20 protein-coding genes are annotated in these 18,676 nt (G+C 60.5%); 15 read left to right on the forward strand and 5 right to left on the reverse strand.

From position 1 onward, the window contains the following. Window positions 1-29: 29 nt before the first annotated feature. The 7 genes from AAFX04_02050 to AAFX04_02080 all read left to right on the forward strand — a co-directional run bounded on the left by AAFX04_02050 (window position 30) and on the right by AAFX04_02080 (window position 5,740). A complete protein-coding gene (locus AAFX04_02050; GenBank protein ID MEO1044203.1) occupies window positions 30-911 on the forward strand; it encodes a cytochrome c oxidase subunit 3 in 882 nt (293 codons plus the stop codon). A gap of 82 nt (window positions 912-993) precedes the next feature. Next, on the forward strand, window positions 994-1,575 hold the full coding sequence (locus AAFX04_02055; protein ID MEO1044204.1) for an SURF1 family protein: 582 nt from the start codon (window positions 994-996) through the stop codon (window positions 1,573-1,575). A gap of 22 nt (window positions 1,576-1,597) precedes the next feature. Continuing rightward, entirely contained in the window at window positions 1,598-3,004 is a 1,407-nt protein-coding gene (gene thrC / locus AAFX04_02060; protein MEO1044205.1) for a threonine synthase, read from the forward strand. After that, on the forward strand, window positions 3,004-3,912 hold the full coding sequence (locus AAFX04_02065) for a class I SAM-dependent methyltransferase (protein MEO1044206.1): 909 nt from the start codon (window positions 3,004-3,006) through the stop codon (window positions 3,910-3,912). The genes thrC and AAFX04_02065 overlap by 1 nt, the downstream gene beginning before the upstream one ends. Beyond that, window positions 3,909-4,289 carry a dihydroneopterin aldolase gene (locus tag AAFX04_02070; protein MEO1044207.1) on the forward strand — a complete coding sequence of 127 codons (381 nt, stop codon included), beginning with the start codon at window positions 3,909-3,911 and terminating at the stop codon, window positions 4,287-4,289. The genes AAFX04_02065 and AAFX04_02070 overlap by 4 nt, the downstream gene beginning before the upstream one ends. Next, entirely contained in the window at window positions 4,289-5,068 is a 780-nt protein-coding gene (locus AAFX04_02075) for an SDR family oxidoreductase (GenBank protein MEO1044208.1), read from the forward strand. The genes AAFX04_02070 and AAFX04_02075 overlap by 1 nt, the downstream gene beginning before the upstream one ends. 102 nt (window positions 5,069-5,170) lie before the next feature. Then, entirely contained in the window at window positions 5,171-5,740 is a 570-nt protein-coding gene (locus AAFX04_02080; protein ID MEO1044209.1) for a fasciclin domain-containing protein, read from the forward strand. Window positions 5,741-5,811: 71 nt separating this feature from the next. Here AAFX04_02080 and AAFX04_02085 read toward each other — a convergent pair whose 3' ends face one another. Next, window positions 5,812-6,744 carry a 2-oxoglutarate and iron-dependent oxygenase domain-containing protein gene (locus tag AAFX04_02085; GenBank protein ID MEO1044210.1) on the reverse strand — a complete coding sequence of 311 codons (933 nt, stop codon included), beginning with the start codon at window positions 6,742-6,744 and terminating at the stop codon, window positions 5,812-5,814. A 63-nt stretch (window positions 6,745-6,807) separates the two neighbouring features. Between AAFX04_02085 and AAFX04_02090 the strand changes: the two genes are divergently transcribed. Beyond that, a complete protein-coding gene (locus AAFX04_02090) occupies window positions 6,808-7,224 on the forward strand; it encodes an EVE domain-containing protein (protein ID MEO1044211.1) in 417 nt (138 codons plus the stop codon). 84 nt (window positions 7,225-7,308) lie between these two features. Then, window positions 7,309-8,058 carry an SDR family oxidoreductase gene (locus tag AAFX04_02095; protein ID MEO1044212.1) on the forward strand — a complete coding sequence of 250 codons (750 nt, stop codon included), beginning with the start codon at window positions 7,309-7,311 and terminating at the stop codon, window positions 8,056-8,058. Window positions 8,059-8,236: 178 nt separating this feature from the next. On the opposite strand, the gene AAFX04_02100 is transcribed toward AAFX04_02095, so the two are convergent. Together AAFX04_02100 and AAFX04_02105 are read right to left on the reverse strand one after the other, a co-directional pair. Further along, window positions 8,237-9,889, reverse strand: a complete 1,653-nt coding sequence (locus AAFX04_02100; GenBank protein ID MEO1044213.1) for a thiamine pyrophosphate-binding protein — start codon at window positions 9,887-9,889, stop codon at window positions 8,237-8,239. Window positions 9,890-10,064: 175 nt separating this feature from the next. Continuing rightward, a complete protein-coding gene (locus AAFX04_02105) occupies window positions 10,065-11,504 on the reverse strand; it encodes an NAD-dependent succinate-semialdehyde dehydrogenase (GenBank protein MEO1044214.1) in 1,440 nt (479 codons plus the stop codon). 190 nt (window positions 11,505-11,694) lie between these two features. Here AAFX04_02105 and AAFX04_02110 point away from each other — a divergent pair, with 190 nt between their 5' ends. Further along, the gene (locus AAFX04_02110) at window positions 11,695-12,615 is read left to right on the forward strand and encodes an SMP-30/gluconolactonase/LRE family protein (protein MEO1044215.1); all 921 of its coding nucleotides are present in this window, start codon (window positions 11,695-11,697) and stop codon (window positions 12,613-12,615) included. Then, window positions 12,615-13,283 carry an HAD-IA family hydrolase gene (locus AAFX04_02115; protein ID MEO1044216.1) on the forward strand — a complete coding sequence of 223 codons (669 nt, stop codon included), beginning with the start codon at window positions 12,615-12,617 and terminating at the stop codon, window positions 13,281-13,283. Before AAFX04_02110 ends, AAFX04_02115 begins: the two co-directional genes overlap by 1 nt. Before the next feature lie 6 nt (window positions 13,284-13,289). Here AAFX04_02115 and AAFX04_02120 read toward each other — a convergent pair whose 3' ends face one another. Next, entirely contained in the window at window positions 13,290-13,823 is a 534-nt protein-coding gene (locus AAFX04_02120) for a winged helix-turn-helix domain-containing protein (GenBank protein ID MEO1044217.1), read from the reverse strand. Window positions 13,824-13,950: 127 nt separating this feature from the next. Between AAFX04_02120 and AAFX04_02125 the strand changes: the two genes are divergently transcribed. Beyond that, window positions 13,951-15,123 (forward strand): serine hydrolase domain-containing protein, encoded by a 1,173-nt coding sequence (locus tag AAFX04_02125; protein MEO1044218.1) that lies wholly within the window; start codon window positions 13,951-13,953, stop codon window positions 15,121-15,123. A 99-nt stretch (window positions 15,124-15,222) separates the two neighbouring features. Here the strand turns inward: AAFX04_02125 and AAFX04_02130 are convergent, their stop codons facing one another. Continuing rightward, window positions 15,223-16,035 carry a universal stress protein gene (locus AAFX04_02130; protein ID MEO1044219.1) on the reverse strand — a complete coding sequence of 271 codons (813 nt, stop codon included), beginning with the start codon at window positions 16,033-16,035 and terminating at the stop codon, window positions 15,223-15,225. A gap of 265 nt (window positions 16,036-16,300) precedes the next feature. Between AAFX04_02130 and AAFX04_02135 the strand changes: the two genes are divergently transcribed. The 3 genes from AAFX04_02135 to AAFX04_02145 are packed head-to-tail and all read left to right on the forward strand — an operon-like array spanning window position 16,301 to window position 18,650. Beyond that, window positions 16,301-17,008, forward strand: coding sequence for a CoA transferase subunit A (locus AAFX04_02135; protein MEO1044220.1), 708 nt, complete (start codon window positions 16,301-16,303; stop codon window positions 17,006-17,008). Then, complete coding sequence (locus AAFX04_02140) at window positions 17,008-17,994, forward strand: hypothetical protein (protein MEO1044221.1); 987 nt, start codon at window positions 17,008-17,010, stop codon at window positions 17,992-17,994. The genes AAFX04_02135 and AAFX04_02140 overlap by 1 nt, the downstream gene beginning before the upstream one ends. After that, on the forward strand, window positions 17,994-18,650 hold the full coding sequence (locus AAFX04_02145) for a CoA transferase subunit B (GenBank protein MEO1044222.1): 657 nt from the start codon (window positions 17,994-17,996) through the stop codon (window positions 18,648-18,650). The genes AAFX04_02140 and AAFX04_02145 overlap by 1 nt, the downstream gene beginning before the upstream one ends. The last annotated feature ends 26 nt before the right edge of the window (window positions 18,651-18,676 follow it).

The raw sequence follows: 18,676 nt of genomic DNA on the forward strand, positions 1-18,676 counted from the left end.
TGGCGGGGAACAAAGGGACGAAAAAGAAAATGGCTGGAACCAAGAACCACGATTATCATATTTTGCCGCCCAGCGCGTGGCCGCTGATCGGCTCGCTGTCGGCGCTGGTAATGGCGGCCGGGGCAATCATGTGGATGCATGGCGCCAATGTGTCGCCGGAAAATGCCAATGGCGGCGGCTGGGTGTTTTTTGCCGGTCTCGCCGGGGTGCTTTTCACCATGTTCGGCTGGTGGCGCGATGTCGTGCGCGAGGCACATGCCGGCGACCATACACCGGTGGTTCAGCTGCATCTGCGCTATGGCATGATCCTGTTCATCGCATCGGAAGTGATGTTCTTTGTCGGCTGGTTTTGGGCGTGGTTCGATTTCTCGCTCTTCCCGCAACCGCTGGAATTCATGGAAGGCTTTACCGAGAACAAGATCGGTCAGGAAGGCGCGGCTGCGCTGGCGCAATGGCCGCCAGTGGGTGTCGAGGTGCTCAACGCCTTTGAACTGCCGCTACTCAACACGCTGATCCTGCTGCTTTCGGGCACCACCGTCACATGGGCGCACCATTCGCTGCTCAATGGCGATCGTGATGGCCTGATCAAGGGACTTTGGGTCACGGTCCTGCTCGGCATCCTGTTCTCTGCGGTGCAGGCCTATGAGTACAGCGTCGCGCCGTTTCCCTTTGCCGGACTGAACTACAGCTCGTCCTTCTACATGGCGACCGGCTTTCACGGCTTCCATGTTCTGGTCGGCACGATCTTCCTGATCGTCTGCCTCGTGCGCGCCTATATGGGCCACTTCACCCCGAAACAGCATTTCGGCTTCGAAGCGGCAGCCTGGTACTGGCATTTTGTCGATGTCGTCTGGCTGTTCCTGTTCGCCGTGGTCTATGTCTGGGGCGGCTGGGGCGCGCCGGTGCACTGATCGGGTGCGTATCCAAAACAAAGAAGGGGCGGCCGGACGATGGTTCGGCTGCCCTTTTCTTTGCAGCCAGGATTCATAACCGATGACCCGTATCCCGATTCTCCCGACCATCATCGTCGCCGCCGCAATCGCCACCATGATCGCGCTGGGCGTGTGGCAGCTTGGCCGTGCGGATGAAAAGGCGGCGCTGTTGGCACGCTATCAAGCTGCTGCGGCGGGGCAGCCGGTGCACGACTGGCCGCAAATGCCCGATGCTGATGACCTGCCGCTCTATCGGCGCTCGGGCTTTGCCTGTGCAGAGGTGACCAGCTGGCGTTCCACCAGTGGCCGCAATGCCAAGGGACGTGCAGGATGGGTGCATATCGCCACCTGCCGCATCGCCGGTGACGCAGAGGCGCAGCTTCAGACGGGCTGGTCGCTGCAGCCGCAAACCCCGACATGGCAGGGCGGTGCGGTCACCGGGATTATCGCGCCCGATGGCAATGCGCTGATCCGTCTGGTTGCCGATCCTGCGGTGGCTGGTCTGGAGGCTTCGGCGCAACCCTCGCCGGCGGACCTGCCCAATAACCATCTCTCCTATGCGGTGCAGTGGTTCCTGTTCGCCGCGATGGCCGGCATCATCTATGCGCTTGCCCTGCGCCAGCGTCTCTTGCGCCGCGCCTGATCCGCCGCTAACCGCTTCTTCTATGGACTATATCAGCACCCGGGGCGCGGCGAGCGCCAAGGATTTTCGCGGCGCGACACTGGCTGGCCTGGCCAGTGATGGCGGGCTGTATCTGCCGTCGCACTGGCCGCAGTTCAGTCGTCAGGAGATCGCCGCCATGGCTGGTCTCGACTATCCGTCGCTGGCGGTGCGGATCATGCGCCCTTTCGTCGCCGGCAGCCTGTCCGATGCGGAGCTGACCGCGCTATGCCATGACGCCTATTCCGGCTTTGCCCATAAGGCGGTGACGCCGCTGGTCCAGCTCGATCAGCGACACTGGTTGCTCGAGCTTTTCCATGGTCCGACACTAGCGTTCAAGGATGTCGCGCTGCAATTTCTCGGCCAGTGCTTTGCGCATTTTCTCGGTCGGGATGACAAACCGCTGACGATTATCGGTGCGACTTCGGGCGACACCGGATCGGCGGCGATCCATGCCGTGGCGGGGCGCGACGCTATCGAGATTTTCATGCTCCACCCTGCGGGGCGGATTTCGGATGTGCAGCGGCGCCAGATGACCACGGTGCTGTCACCCAATGTCCACAATATCGCGATCCAGGGCAGTTTTGACGATGCCCAGGCGATGGTGAAGCGCATGTTCGGCGATCCCGAGCTGACCGGCAGCCTGACCCTGTCGGCGGTCAATTCGATCAACTGGGCGCGGCTGATGGCGCAGATCGTCTATTATTTTGCCGCAGCGCTGCAACTCGGCGCGCCGCACCGCTCGGTGGCGTTTTCGGTGCCCACCGGCAATTTCGGCGATGTCTTTGCCGGCTATGTCGCATCGCGCATGGGGCTGCCGGTGGAGCGGCTGATCGTTGCCACCAATATCAACGACATCCTCCACCGCGCGCTGAGCAGCGGCGATTATTCGCGCGCCGAGCTTGCCCCGACCGCGACCCCGTCCATGGATATCCAGGTCTCGTCCAATTTCGAACGGCTGCTGTTCGATCTGAGTGGCCGTGACGGGGTGGCTATAGCTGCGATGATGCAGGATTTCGATGCCAGTGGTGCGCTGGCGATTGATGACAAACTCCGCACCAGCATATCCGAGCGCTTTACCAGCGCGCGCATCGACAATGACGGCATGACGCGCGCCATTCGTCGGGCGCATGAGGAAACGCGCCAGGTGATCGATCCGCACACCGCCATCGGCCTTGCCGCAGCCCATCAGGATGATGGCGATCCGGCGGTGCCGCTGGTGACGCTGGCGACGGCGCACCCGGCGAAATTCCCCGATGCGGTCGAGCGCGCCTGTGGCGTGCGTCCGGCGCTGCCCTCGCGCATGGGCAATCTGTTCGACCGTGCCGAACGCTATGCCGAGCTGCCCAGTGATTATGATGCGGTACGCGCCCATGTGCTGGAGCATGCCCGCGCCGGAGCCGCTGCCTGATGACGACTGCCACCCCCGATCTGATGGTAATGACCAGCGCGCCGCGCCCTGATTACGCACTGGTCGACAGCGGCGATGGCCGCAAATATGAACGTTATGGCGATTATCATTTCATCCGCCCCGAGCCGCAGGCCATGTGGTCGCCGCGCCTCGACAGCTGGCCCGCCGATGCCGAATTCATCCCGGCCTCAGACGAGGATGGCGGCGGGCGCTGGCATTATGACAGTGACGGTGCGCGGCATGGCTGGGAACTGACATGGAATGACGAGGTGCGTTTCCATGCCTCCTGTACCCCGTTCCGTCATCTCGGCTTCTTTCCCGATATGGATCCGGTCTGGCGCTGGATGCGCGAGCAGATTGCCGGGGTTGAGACGTCCCATGTTATGAACCTGTTCGGCTATACCGGTGTCGGTACATTGGCGCTGTCGGCGGCAGGCGCACATTTGGTGCATGTCGATGCGTCAAAAAAATCTGTGGCACAAGCGCGCGACAATGCGGCGCTTTCGGACATGACCGAGCGGCCGATACGCTGGCTGGTAGAGGATGCCGCCAAATTCACCGCGCGCGAGGTGCGGCGCGGCAGGCACTATGACGGCATCCTGCTTGACCCGCCCAAATTCGGGCGTGGCCCGAATGGCGAAACCTGGCGCATCGAAACCGACCTGCCCGGCCTGATTGCCGATTGCCGCCAGCTGGTGGATGCGGATTCGCGTTTCGTTTTCCTCACCGTCTACGCTGTGCGTATGTCGCCGCTGGCGCTGGAAGCCCTGATGCGGCAGCATTTTGGCGATCTGCCCGGGACCATCGAGGCGGGAGAGCTGGCGGTGGCGGAAGAGGGCGGACGGCTGATTCTGCCCACCGCACTGTTTGCGCGCTGGTCGGCGGCACAAGATAAAGGAAAACAATGACGCTCCACCCTACAGACCAGCTGATCCTGGAGGTTGCCGATTTCGAGGTGCCGGTGCTGACCGGCATCTATTCGGAAGAAACCAAGCTGCCCCAGCCGCTGCGTATAACCATCCGTGCCGAGCTGGTAATACAGGATCATTATGATCCCGATACGCCGCTCAGCGCATCGAAAAATTATATGGACCTGAAGCATGCCGCCTCGACTGCCTTGCCCGAAGGAGTGCATTTCACCCTGATCGAGGGCGTGGCCGACCATATCATCGACACGCTGTTCCTGCAGGACAAACGGGTGAGCGCGGTGGAGGTAAAGATCGTCAAGCTCGCCATAGCCGAGGCCGATGAATCGATCGGTATCACCATGACCCGGCGGCGATAATGGCAGCATCAGCCCCTTTGGCGCTGGTGACCGGCGGCTGCCGCCGGGTCGGTGCGGTTATTGCGGCACATCTGGCTGCCCAGGGCTACGCATTGGCGCTGCACGGCCATAGCAATGCCGATCCCGATAATGCCCTGACCGAAGCGCTGGCAGCGCATGATACGCCATGGCACGGGTTCACCGCCGATCTGACCGACGCCGAAGCCCCGGCACGGCTGATCGCCGATATTGTGGCTTATTTTGGTGCTGCACCGGCCTTGCTGGTCAACAATGCCTCGCTGTTCGAGCATGATACCATCGATACTCTCGATGCCGCGCTGCTCGAGCGGCACTGGCGCATCCATCTGGCGGCACCGACGCTGCTGACCCGGGCGCTGTTCCAGTCACTGGACGAGGACGGGCGGTCATCGGTGGTCCATATTGTCGATCAGCGGGTGCGCAATCCGCATGGCGACCAGCTTTCCTATACGCTGTCGAAACAGGCCATGGCTGAATCGATCCGTACTCTGGCGCGGGCGACAGCACCACGTCTGCGGGTCAATGGCGTGGCGCCGGGGATGACTCTGGAGACCGAGGACTATGCCCCCGGGCAGATGGATAGCATTGCTGCGATGATGCCGCTGCAGCGCAATTCCACGCCGCAGGACATTGCCGAAGCGGTGCATTATCTTGCCCATGCCGAGGCCGTGACCGGGCAGATGCTCCATGTCGATGGCGGCGCACATATGGAAAGCTATGCCGCCGATTTCCTCAATCTTGCCGATAGTGTCGGCGGCTGACAATCCGGCAAAAAAATTGCCGAAAATAGCATATCTGTTGGAACGCATGCTGCAGTGCAGCGTTAACCGGTTGAGACATTTTGTTTCAATGAGGAAGGATTTATGCGTACTATATTCACATCACTTTTCATCGCCGCAAGCGCGCTCTCCCTGGCCGCTTGTGGTTCCCCCGAAGAAGTCACCAGCGTAGAGGGCGAAGAAACCGCGACCGAGGAAACTACCGAGGCCGGCACCATTGTCGAAATCGCTTCGGGCAATGACGATTTCTCGACTCTGGTCACCGCCGTGACCGCTGCCGAACTGGGCGAAACGCTGTCGGGCGAAGGTCCGTTCACCGTTTTCGCGCCGACCAATGCGGCTTTCGACAAGCTGGGCGATCAGGTCGCCGAGCTGACCAAGCCGGAGAACAAGGAAATGCTGGCTGGTATTCTCACCTATCATGTCGTTGCCGGCAAGGTGATGGCTGCCGATGTCGTCAAGCTGATTGAGGAAGGCGAGGGCGAAGCTACGGTTGAAACCGTTCAGGGTGGCACGCTGACCGCAAAGCTCGACGGCGAGAATGTGGTTTTGACCGATGCCAATGGCGGCACATCGACGGTGACCACCACCGATCTCGCAGCCTCGAACGGCGTTATCCATGTCATCGATACGGTGGTTATGCCCGGGGCATAATAGGTTCGATAAGAATGGCTGAAAAAGGGCGGTGCGATCTCGGTCGTGCCGCCCTTTTTGTGCCAGATGGCTCAGGCCTTGACCAGGCCAATCTCGACCAGTCGTTCGTGCAGATAGTCATCAGCCAACATCGGCTCGGGATAGCGGTCGGGATTGTCGGCGCTGATGCATTGTTTCAGCGTCTCGATCGGGAAATCGGAACGCAGGTGCAGGAAGAAGGGCATGGAATAGCGGCTGTGTGCGGCGCGGTCGGATGCCGGGTTGATCACGCGGTGGGTGGTCGAGGGCAGCACATGGTTGGTCAGCCGCTGCAGCATGTCGCCGACATTGATCACCAGCGCGCCCTCAGGCGGATTGGCGGGGATCCATTTGCCCTCGCGTGTCAGCAGTTGCAGTCCGGCCTCTTCGGCGCCGAGCAACAGGGTGATCAGGTTGATATCTTCATGCGCCCCGGCACGGATCGCACCCGGCTCGGCATCCGCCACCGGCGGATAGTGGAGCAAGCGCAGGATTGAATTGCCGTCTTTTACCGTGGGTGCAAACCAGTCTTCCGCCAAGCCGAGATGCAGCGCAATGCGCGACAGGATGATATTGCCGACCCGGTCGAACTCGGCAAAAAGCGGCTCGAAAACCTCACGGAAACTCGCAGGCTGATCGGGCCAGACATTTGCAGGCATCGAACCTTTCAAAGGGCTATCAGCAGCCAATTCGCGGCCGACATGCCAGAACTCTTTCAGATCATGCAGCTTGGCATCCTTGGCAATCTCGGTACCGAAGGCCGTATAGCCACGCTGCCCGCCGCCCGCTGAACTGTCGTAACGCAGTTTCTCCTCGACTGGCAAAGCAAAGAATTCGCTGGTTTTGGCCCAGGCTTCTGCCACGAGATCAGCATCTAGACCATGGTCGCGCACCAGCGCAAAACCATGTTGGCGGAAGCTGGCGCCTATGGCATCAGCAAAGCTGTGCTTGTCGTCATTGAGAGAAAGAACGGGCAGCTTGTCCATGGATATTGTCCTGATAAGAATGTTATCCACCGTCTCTAGCCGCAGAAGAGGAGCCTGAAAAGCATGGCTACGCACTATTGGCTGATGAAATCCGAACCCGATGAATATGGCTGGGATGATCTGGTCGCCGAAGGGGAGGGCATTTGGGATGGCGTGAAGAACGCCCAGGCCAGCAACAATATGAAAGCGATGCGGACCGGCGACAGCGTGTTCTTCTATCACTCACGCCAGGGTCTGGAGATTGTCGGGATCATGAAAGTGTCCGAAGAGGCCTTTCCCGATCCGACCGATGACACCGGTCGCTGGATTGCGGTGAAGGTGAAGCCGGAGCGAAAACTGGACAATCCAGTGAGTCTGAAAGCGATGAAGACCAACCCCAGGCTCTCGGAGCTGGCGATCATCCGCCAATCGCGACTTTCCGTGGCACCGGTGACCGAGGCGCAATGGCAAGAAATTCTTGCGATGGCCAAAGCAGAATGACGCGGCGTAACGGCATCGTCATTCCCATGTGCTGATCACTGTTTGGAGGCTGCGCAAGCGCAGCATGAGAGAAAGGAAAAGACAATGGCACGTTTTGACGGCAAAAAAGTCCTGATTACAGGTGGCACCAGCGGCATTGGTCTGGCGGGAGCGAAGGTCATCGCAGAGGAAGGCGGTACCGTTGCGATTACCGGTACCAATCAGGGTCGGCTGGACGCGGCTCTTGAAGCGCTGCCCGAGGGTAGCGTCGGGTTGATCAACGATGCCGGCGACCCCGAAGCTGCCAAAGTGCTGGCGGAAGCGGTCAAAGCGAATATGGGCGGCGTCGATGGCGTCTGGCTCAATGCCGGCTTCGGCACCTTCCGCAACAATACTGATGAGGCAGTCGACAGCTTCGACGCGATGAACAATGTCAATGTGCGCGGGCCTGTGCTGCAGATGGCGGAACTGATCCCGGCGATCCATGAAGGCGGCTCGGTTGTCGTCACCGCCTCGGTCGCGCCCTATCTCGGTCAGGCGCAGGGCGCGGTCTATGCCGCGACCAAGGGTGCGGTCACGGCGCTGACACGCTCCTGGGCATCCGATCTGGCGCCGCGCAATATCCGTGTCAATTCAGTAGCGCCAGGTCCGATCGAAACCAATTTCTTCGACGGCATGGGCCTCACCGATGAGCAGATCGAAGCATTCAGCAAGAATATTGCGGCAATGGTCCCGCTGGGCCGTTTCGGCTCGTCGGAAGAAGCGGCGCAGGTCGCGCTGTTCCTGCTCTCCGATCAGGCCAGCTATGTCACCGGATCGCAGTTTACCGTCGATGGCGGCATGACATTGCGGTGATGGCAAACCAGTCTCCCTCCCCTTCAGGGGAGGGATTAAGGGAGGGGGCTATTTGCGGGATGCCCCCTCTCCCTTCGCCGTTTCGCGGCTCTTCCCTCTCCCCTGAAGGGGAGAGGGCTTTATATGATCTTCGCGCTCTTCGCTTCTTCGCGGCCTTCGCGTGAAGCCTGTCTTGGCGCTAAGCGTTCCGCAACGCACTCACCCGCACCCCGCCGGCAGTCAGATGCTCGATATCGGTTTTGAGGTGCAGCAGCCTTATGCCATTGCGCGCCATTGCCTGTTCCAGCGCTGGGGTGAAATCAGTAGTTTTCTCGACCGTTGCAGTCCATGCGCCAAATGCCGCGCCAAAGGCGGCGAAATCGGGGTTTGACAATTCGGTGCCGCTGACCCGCGCCGGATAATCGCGCTCCTGGTGCATGCGGATGGTGCCATAGCCACCATTATCGACCACCAACACCAACAGGTTCGCACCATGTTGCGCGGCGGTCGCGAGTTCCTGACCGTTCATCAGAAAATCGCCATCGCCTGCCACTGCAACAACGCAGCGGTCGGGGAAACGTAACGCCGCCGCCACAGCAGCCGGTACGCCATAGCCCATCGCACCTGCAGTCGGAGCTAACTGGCTGGGCATATCGCCATAGCGCCAATAGCGATGCCACCAGCCGGAGAAATTGCCTGCGCCATTGCAGATAATGCTGTCCGCCGGGCATAACTCGCGCATCGCGGCGACACATTGACCGAGATCGAGCATGGCATCGCTCGGTTGCGGGGTGGACCATTCGCGCCATTCGGCATGGGCTTTTGCACCCGCGTCAAAGCTCAGCAGATCATGATCCCAAAGCGCCGCGGTCTCGGCAAATTCGGACATATCGGCGCAGATCGGCAGATCATTGTGATAGACGCGGTTCAGCTCGTTGGGGTCTGGATGCACATGCACCAGCGTCTGATGCGGATGATCGGGAGTGATGAGCGTATAACCATCAGTGGTTGCCTCACCCAGCCGCGCACCAACGGCAAGGATCAGGTCGGCCTGCTTGACCCGCTCAACCAGCTTGGGATTAGGCCCATAGCCGAGATTGCCGGCATAGACCGCGCTGTCATTGGGGAAGGCATCCTGTCTTCGGAACGCACAGGCGACGGGCAGACCGATACGCTCGGCAAAAATCTGGAAATTGGCGCGGGTCTCCGCATCCCAATCTGCGCCGCCGACAATCGCAATCGGATCGGTGGCATCGCGCAGCAAATCCTCCAGAGCGGTCATCGCATCGGGGCAGAGTGGCTGGGCCGGGCGGATTATCTTGGGGCGATCTATGGCCTCAACCTGATCGCGCAGCATATCTTCCGGCAGCGTCAACACTACCGGCCCGGGCCGCCCTGAAAGCGCCGTGGCATAGGCGCGCGCAACATATTCCGGGATACGCGCCGCATCATCAATCCGCGCGGCCCATTTCGCCAGCGGCGTAAACATTGCGGAGAAATCGACTTCCTGAAAGCCCTCGCGATCACGATCACCGCGCGCGACATCGCCGATAAACAGGATCATCGGCTGTGAATCCTGCATCGCCACATGCACGCCGATACTCGCATTGGTCGCACCGGGGCCACGGGTAACAAAGGCGATGCCCGGCTGCCCGGTCATCGCGCCATCGGCACAGGCCATAAAGGTGACGCCCGCTTCCTGGCGACAGACGATCGTGTCGATATCGGCGGTGCGGTCATGCAGCGCATCGAGCACCGCGAGAAAGCTCTCTCCCGGCACGGTGAACAGCCGGTCGCAGCCCTGAATGATCAACTGATTCGCAAGGATTTCACCGCCTGTGCGTTTGGTCATATTGGCCCTTTCTTTCTTCTCCCTTAAGGGGAGAAGGATACGAAGCCTTGGCGCCGAAGCCCTGAGCTTGTCGAAGGGCGAAGGCGGTTAGGCGCAGTTGGATGAGGGTGTGCGATGCTGATGGTTTCGTGCACCCTCTCCCCGACCCTCTCCCTTAAAGGGAGAGGGAGTGACGTCACGCCTGATGGATCGCCTTGGTGACCATATAGGCCTTTAGCCCATCGGGCCCGTCTTCCGAACCATGGCCCGAATGCTTGACCCCGCCAAAGGGCGCATCGCCGGGTGAGACGGTGAGGTTGTTGATCGCCACCATGCCCGATTCAATCGCGTCGCCGACCAGATTGGCGGTGCGCAAATGGGTGGTGAAGGCATAGGCGGCGAGGCCCAGCGGCAGGCGGTTGGCCTGTTCAATCGCCTCATCCAGCGTCGCAAAAGGCTGCATCGCCGCGACCGGACCGAATGGCTCTTCATTCATGATCATCGCCTCGGTCGGCACATTGGTCAGGACTGTGGGCTGATAGAAAAAGCCGCCATTTGCCTCGCCTTGCTCGCCACCGAGTGCCACCTCGGCCCCGGCGGATTTGGCATCGCTGATCATCCGCGCCATCGCATCGGGGCGACGCGGATTGGCGAGCGGCCCCATATCGACGCCTGCCTCGCTGCCATCGCCGACCGAGACTTTCGCCGCGCGCTCGGCAAAGCCCTTGGTGAAGGCGTCGTAGATTCCTTGTTGCACATAAAAGCGCGTCGGCGAGACACAGACCTGTCCGGCATTGCGGAACTTACCGGTGGTGACCATGTCGAGCGTCTTGTCGAGGTCGCAGTCATCGAAAATCAGCACCGGCGCATGGCCGCCCAGCTCCATAGTGGTGCGCTTCAGGCCCTCGGCGGCGAGTTTGATCAAATGCTTGCCCACTGGCACCGATCCGGTGAAGCTGATCTTCCGGATCACATCCGAGGCGATGAGATGCTCCGACACCTGCGCCGGATCACCATAAACCGTCTGCATGACGCCCGCAGGCAGTCCCGCATCGACCAGACAGCGCTGCATCTCCAGCGGGCTGGCCGGGGTTTCCTCGGCGGGTTTCAGGATGATCGGACAGCCCGCCGCCAGCGCCGGCGCGACCTTGCGGATCGCGGTAAAAACCGGGAAGTTCCACGGGCTGAACGCCGCGACCGGACCAACTGGCTGATATTTTACAAAACTGTTCTCGCCCGGTTGGCGCACCAGTACCCGGCCATAGCAACGCTTGGCTTCCTCGGCCATCACGTCGAGCTGGCCCGCCGCGCCCATGACCTCACCCACCGCCTGCGCTAACGGCTTGCCCTGTTCCAGCGTCATCAGCGCGCCAATGGCCTTAGCCCGCTCGCGCATCAGGGCGGCTGCCTTGTGCAATATTGCCGCGCGCTCATTTACCGGCGTAGCGTGCCATTCTGGCCATGCCCGCGCCGCCGCATCCAGCGCCCGGTCGAGATCGCTGGCCTCTGCCTTGGGCAGGATCGACAGGGTCTCACCGGTTGCCGGGTTGACGACATCAATGCCGCCGCGATTGCCAATATCGACCCATTCGCCGTCAATATGGAGTTGCAGTTTTTCAGGGTAAGCTGTGGTCATGGAGCTGACCGTCCTTTCTGTAACGCGTCATTGCGAGGACCGCAGCGACGCGGCAATCTAGGGCCGCACGAGACCCTCTGGATTGCTTCGCTACGCTCGCAATGACGCTGCTATAAACTGTCCCAGATTTATCTAGACAGTTGATCATGTCCCGGCAATGTTCATACGCAAAGAAAAGAGAGGATGAACAATGGAAATAATCGCGGAAGGTTTGCGCTTCCCCGAAGGGCCGGTGGTGATGACTGATGGTTCGGTGATTGTGGTCGAGATTGAGGCCGGGCGCATTACCCGGATTACCCCCGATGGCGCCAAAACCACCGTCGCAGAAACCGGCGGTGGACCCAATGGTGCCGCGGTCGGCCCCGATGGCAAGCTCTATATCTGCAACAATGGCGGCTTTCATTATATTAACGGCGGCACGGACGAGGCGCCGTTTCTGGTGCCGCATGGCCAGGCCGAGAATTATTCGGGCGGCCGCATCGAGCGGGTGGATATTGCGACTGGCGAGGTCGAGATACTGTACAAGGATGGCGACTTTGGCTGTGTGCTGCGCGGGCCGAATGATATCGTCTTTGATGATGCCGGCGGCTTCTGGTTCACCGACCATGGCAAGACCCGCCCGCGCGAGCGCGATGTTACCGGCGTATTCTATGCCAGGGCCGATGGCAGCCTGCTCAAAGAGGTGATTTTTCCCTCGGAAAACCCCAATGGCATCGGCCTGTCACCCGATGGCAAGCGGCTCTATGTCGCCGAGACCTATACCTGCAAGCTGTGGGCGTACAATATCGCCTCGCCTGGGGAAATCGCCTTCGAGCAGGGGCTGCTGGGACCGCAGGGACAGTTTCTCTACAGCCCGGGCGGCTTCACCTATTTCGACTCGCTGGGTGTCGAGGCCGACGGCAATATCTGCGTCGCCACTATCGGCGAATGCGGCATCAGCGTGATTTCACCCGAGGGTCAGCTGGTCGAGTTTGTGCAGACCACTGACCCCTTTACCACCAATATCGCCTTTGGCGGCGAGGATATGCAAACCGCCTATATCTGTCTCTCGGCCACCGGCCAGTTGCTGAAAATGGACTGGAAACGAGCGGGGCTGCGGCTGAATTACTGATGCCCATAACCACCATCATTTTCGACTTTGGCGGGGTGATTACGTCCTCGCCTTTTGAAGCCTTCAACCGGCTGGAGGCAGAGCGCGGTGTCTCGAAGGATAGTGTCCGGCGCGTCAACAGCACCAATCCGGACAGCAATGCCTGGGCCCGGTTTGAGCGGGCGGAGATTGATGCTGCTGCGTTTGACCGCCTGTTTACGCAGGAAGCCGAGGCCTTGGGTATCACCGGCCTGACCGGCAAGGATGTGCTGGCCTGTCTGGCGGGCGATGTCCGCCTGGCCATGGTGGCAGCGCTGGATGACCTGAAGGCGCGCGGCCTCGCACTGGGATGCATCACCAACAATGTGCCTGCGGGCAAAGGCGCAGGCATGGCGCTGACCGAGACTCGAGCCGCCGAAATCGCGGCGATCATGGACCGCTTCGACCATGTGATCGAGAGCAGCAAGGTGGGCGTGCGCAAGCCCGATCCGCGTATCTATCAGATGATGTGCGAGTCATTGGATGTCCTGGCGGAACAATGCGTCTATCTCGATGATCTGGGCATCAACTGCAAACCGGCAGCGGCGCTGGGCATGCAGGCGATCAAGGTTGTCAGTGGCGAACAGGCCCTGGCCGATCTTGAACGGGCGCTCGGCCTGCCGCAGGATACACTGGGTCAGGCTGCGTGATGCGTTTCAGTTCTGCGGCTGCAGCATTTCCGCACAGCTCTCTTGCGGTGCATCGGGCGGACAGAGGATCATTTCCCGTTCGATAACGGTTGGCCGACTCAGCAGCGAATAGAGCAATATGACCGCACATATCAATCCGACTCCGGCCGCCATGCCAAGATAGAAGCTGCGATTGCGCCCCGGATGGTTTAGCGGCGCGGTGCTATTTCGATCGGCATCTGCGGGTTCTTCTATGGTGGCCGCTGTCTCTAGCGCATAGCCGAATTTGGGTATGGTCCGGATCAGCCGATAGGGCCGCTGTTCATCCCCCAAATGCCGCCGCAATTTGGAAATGGCCTGGGTCAGCGCTTCATCCGATCCGGCATCGCCCCAGACGGTGTTGAGCAGTTCGTCGCGCGCGACGGCACCCGGAGCAGCGACAAGACAGGACAGCAGGTCGGCGAGGCGAGGTTCCAGCACCATTGCACTGTCCGCGACGACAAGTTCCCGCGCATCCGGGAAATATGTCGCGCTACCGATCGCAACAGGTGATGCTTTCATCGACGCTTTTTGCGGAACGTCTGACATTCGTTGCTATCTCTCAACATCTCGAAATATTTCCTCAGGACTTTTGTCGCCGCTCTTGGCCAAAAGCCATGGCGAATCGCAATAGAGGAAGGATGACCAAATGAAAAATCTTCGGCACAGGCCCAATCCATCGGGACTGGCAAAGCTGGCTGGCTATGCGCTGGCGTGGACTTTGGCTCTGGTACTGCCCTCGGGCCAGGCAGCCATGGCATCGCCAACACAGAAGGAATTTCAACCGGCAACACCCGCACAGGCCTTGCCGCAAACCGGCAAAACCGAATTTTTCGAGCAACTCACCGTTGACGACATCGCCGAAGCGGTGGAGGCGTTGCAGGCACAGGGCTATCAGGGCGTTATCGCGGTTTCACGCGATGCCGGAACACCCATTGTCCGTGGTTTCGGGGATGAGGCTTCGGCGTCCGGCCTGCCCGATGCCATGACGCAGGTCGACATTCTCTCAATCACCAAAACCGTTACCGCTGCCGCCGCGATGAAGCTGATCGATCAGGGCAAGCTTTCCACCGCCGAACGGCTGGGGGATATCTTCCCTGATGTTCCCGCCGACAAGGCCGGTATTACCGTGCATCAACTGCTGACACATTCCGCCGGGCTTTCAGGCTCGGCGGGCGATGATCTGATCCATTTGAGCAAGGAGGCGTTTTTCCGGACTGTGATGTCTGAACCGCTACGTTTTAAGCCGGGCACCAAATATCATTATTCCAATATCGGCTATTCGCTGGTCGCGGCGATTATCGAGGCGCGCACCGGCATGGCCTATGAAGATTATCTCCGCAATGTGCTGTTCGCGGGGCAGGATATCACCCGGACCGGCTATGACAGCGTGTTCGATCCGCAACGCTCATTGCTCACCGCAAAAGGCGAGGTGATTGACAAGGCCAGCTGGGGCGGAACGGCGCATTGGGCCTTGATCGGCAATGGCGGCCTGGTGGCGACAGCGCCGGATATGATCCGCCTGCTGCAAAGCTATATGGGGCACCGGCTGGTTTCTCCTGCCGCCACCGAGCTCGCCCGCACTCCGATGCAGCGCGAAGGCGAAAAGGCCCCGACCCATTATGGCTATGGCATGGTGGTCGAGGATCACCCCAGTCTGGGGCGGATCTATTGGCACAATGGCGGCAATCCGTGGTTCAGTTCCAACTGGTCCTATTTCGCCGACCACCATCTGCTGGTCTTTACTGCGTCATCAGGACGCCGACCAAATGCCGATGATGCGGCCATGGTGATAGCGAGATCGGTTATTCAGCTAGATTAACTCTTGCTCCAAATATTCCGTTCGCCTCGAGCGCAGTCGAGAGGCCGGTGCGGTCAGAGGGCTGTGTCTCGACTGCGCTCGACACGAACGGGACGGGCTTTAATGCGCCAGCACCAGCGGTACCTTGCTCTCGCTCAGAAAATGTCGGGTGGTGCCGCCGAGCAGGGTCTGGCGCAACCGGCTATGACCCCATGCGCCCATCACCATCCATTCGGCGCCGAGCGACTTGACCCGCCCTTCAATCGCTTCCTCAATCGACAGCGATCCGGCCGCGACTTCATGCACTTCGGCACTGACGTCATGGCGCGACAGATAGCGCGCCAGCGCGGTCGACGGATAGTTTTCCGGCTCCTTGTCGGCGGTGATGATATGCACTGTGCTCGCCATGCGCAGCATCGGGATGGCGCTGCGCACCGCATTGGCGCATTCATGGCTGCCATTCCAGGCAATGGCGGCGACGCCATTGGCGGCAAAGCGGGTCTGGTCGTGCGGAATGGCGAGGATCGGGCAGCCGCTATGCTCGGCGAGATCGGAGACTTCGAGAAAGCTGTGCGGCTTTGGGCTGTCCTTGGCATAACCGAGCGATACCACGATGATATCGGCCAGCCGTGACGCGCTCAGCACACAATCCACGGCGTCGCCATCATAGTGCAGCACGTCCCAGCCTATGTCCTCATTGGCCATTTCCTTTTTGATCATCTCGTCGAGCCGGGTTTCCTCCTCGCGGATGCTTTCCAGCGCTGCATTGGCGACGAACACGCCACCCATCGGGTCGAGCGCGACATAGCTGGAATAGGGGGTGACAACGGCAAAGGTGATATGGGCATCGTGCGCCCGAGCCAGATCAAGTGCCGCTTCGGTGCGCGATACCATTGAGGGGCTGGTATCGGCATAGACCACAATGGATTTCATCGTTTCTCTCCCTGCTTGAGCGCCGGTCCGATCCTGATTCTCCGCGATGCTTCCGCTTGATCGGGACCGGCGAATCGTTTCGCTGTGGGTGATACCATGGGTCGTGCCCGGCTGTGCTGCTTTGATCGGCATCAAATAGCATGGATTTTCTCTATCAGCCGTCGCCTATGACTGGAAAATGCGGGCAATCGGGGGTAATGGCGGCGATAAAGGCCGCAGCCCCGGTTGCCGTTGCCGGTCCACCCGCAGACAAGGATATTTGACGATGCAGAAAATCTACCCCGATGCCAATGCGGCGCTCGATGGCCTGTTGTTCGACGGCATGCATATTTGTGCCGGTGGTTTCGGCCTGTGCGGCATACCCGAGCGGCTGATCGACGCGGTACGCGATAGCGGGGTCAAGGATCTCACCATTGCCTCGAACAATGCCGGTATCGATGGTGAGGGGCTGGGCAAGCTGCTGCGCACGCGCCAGGTGAAGAAGATGATCTCCTCCTATGTCGGCGAGAACAAGGAATTTGAACGCCAGTTCCTCGCCGGTGAGCTGGAGGTGGAATTCTGCCCCCAGGGGACGCTGGCCGAACGCTGCCGCGCCGGTGGTGCGGGCATACCCGGTTTCTACACCAGGACCGGCGTCGGCACCCAGGTTGCCGAGGGCAAGGAGCATAAGGAATTCGACGGTGAGACGTACATTATGGAGCGCGGCATCTATGCCGATCTGTGCATCGTCAAGGGCTGGAAGGCGGACAAGGCGGGGAACCTGATCTTCCGCAAGACCGCGCGCAACTTCAACCAGCCGATGGCGACAGCAGGCAAGATCTGCGTCGCCGAGGTCGAGGAAATTGTCGAGGTTGGAGAGCTCGACCCGGACTGCATCCATCTGCCCAGCATCTATGTCAAACGGCTGCTTCTCGGCGCGCCCTATGACAAGAAGATCGAATTCCGCACCGTGCGCGAGGCCGAAGCCGCCTGATGCATCGCGCCGCTTCTCTCCTGCTGTCCAGCCTGGCCAGCCTCATGCTTTCAGGCTGTATCGCTGCGGCGCTGCCGCTTGCAGCGGCCGGGGTGATTGGCAAGGGGGAGATTGACCGCCGGCGCGAGGCCGGGCTGATTGCCTCGGCGGAGATCGCTCCCGGCGCGGCAGGTGCAGCCACTGTCAATGCGGAAGCGGCCGAAAGCGGAGAGGGTACACTCGACCCCTTTGCGATGATGGAGAGTGGCGGTGCCGCCATTGGTATCGATTTCGACAGCCCCTATCATGACTGGGCACGCTTCGCGCTGGCCGGCAATACCCGGCTCGATGAGGGCCTTGAGGTGACGTCGGCGGTGCTGGTGCCCAATGTTTCGCTGGTCAGCCCGCAGACCATATCCTGTGAAGGCAAACCGCCGGCAGTGATGATCGATCTCGACCCGGGCAGCCAGAAACCCGGAGACCAGCTGGACGGCACCATGCTCGATGCTTCGGATGTCGCGTCATTGCGCGCTGCGGTGGAGCAATTGCGCGCGGCGAAGATCACCGTCATCTGGCTTTCGGCGCGCGATGCCGCCGATGCGCCCGCGCTGCAGCGCGAATTGCGCGCTATGGAATTGCTGCCGCAAGGCGCAGCGGATTATCTCTCGCTCGATCGCGGGCCCGGTGACCGCAAGCAGCTGCGGCGCTGGGAGACTGCCGAGCTGTTCTGCATTCTCGCCGTTGCCGGCGATGCGCGCGGCGATTTCGACGAGCTTTACGATTATCTGCTCAAGCCCGAATATGCCATCGCCCTCGAGCGCAATTTCGGCCAGGGCTGGTTTGTCGTCGGCAATGTCGAGCAGGCGCAAAACCAGACCATGCCGGCCCCGCCACAAAAGGAAGCGGTGGCCGAGCGATCGGCTTTCTTTCGCATGACACCCACGGCCCGACCGGGTGCCGATACAGCTTCAGACATGCCCGTCACCAGGACAGAAAAGGAACAATAATGGCTCAGGACAGCACAGGATGGGACCGCAACCAGATGGCGGCGCGCGCGGCGCAGGAACTGGAGGATGGCTATTATGTCAATCTGGGCATCGGCATCCCCACTTTGGTGGCGAACCATATTCCCGACGGGGTGGAGGTGACGCTGCAGTCGGAAAACGGCATGCTCGGCATCGGCCCGTTCCCGACCGAGGATGAGGTTGATCCCGATCTGATCAATGCCGGCAAGCAGACGATCAGCGAATTGCCGCAATCGGTCTATTTCAGCTCGTCCGACAGCTTTGCCATGATCCGCGGCGGGCATATTGATTTGACCGTATTGGGCGCGATGGAAGTCGCGGAAAATGGCGATATCGCCAACTGGATGATCCCGGGCAAGATGATCAAGGGGATGGGCGGCGCGATGGACCTGGTCGCGGGCGTCAAGAAAATCATCGTGGTGATGGACCATAATGCCAAAAATGGCAGCCCGAAATTCATCCCCGAATGCACATTGCCGCTGACGGGTCAGAATGTCGTCGACATGATCATCACCAATCTTGGCGTGTTCCACCGCACCGACCATGACAGCCCCTTCCGGTTGATCGAACTGGCGCCGGGCGTCACTGTCGAAGAGGTGGCGGAAAAGACCACGGCGAAATATGAGGTGGCGCTCTGAACGCTGCATGGAAACAGACAGGCGGT

It is taken from the genome of Pseudomonadota bacterium (assembly GCA_039818985.1).
In the GTDB taxonomy this organism is placed as follows: Bacteria; Pseudomonadota; Alphaproteobacteria; order Sphingomonadales; family Sphingomonadaceae; genus Alterisphingorhabdus.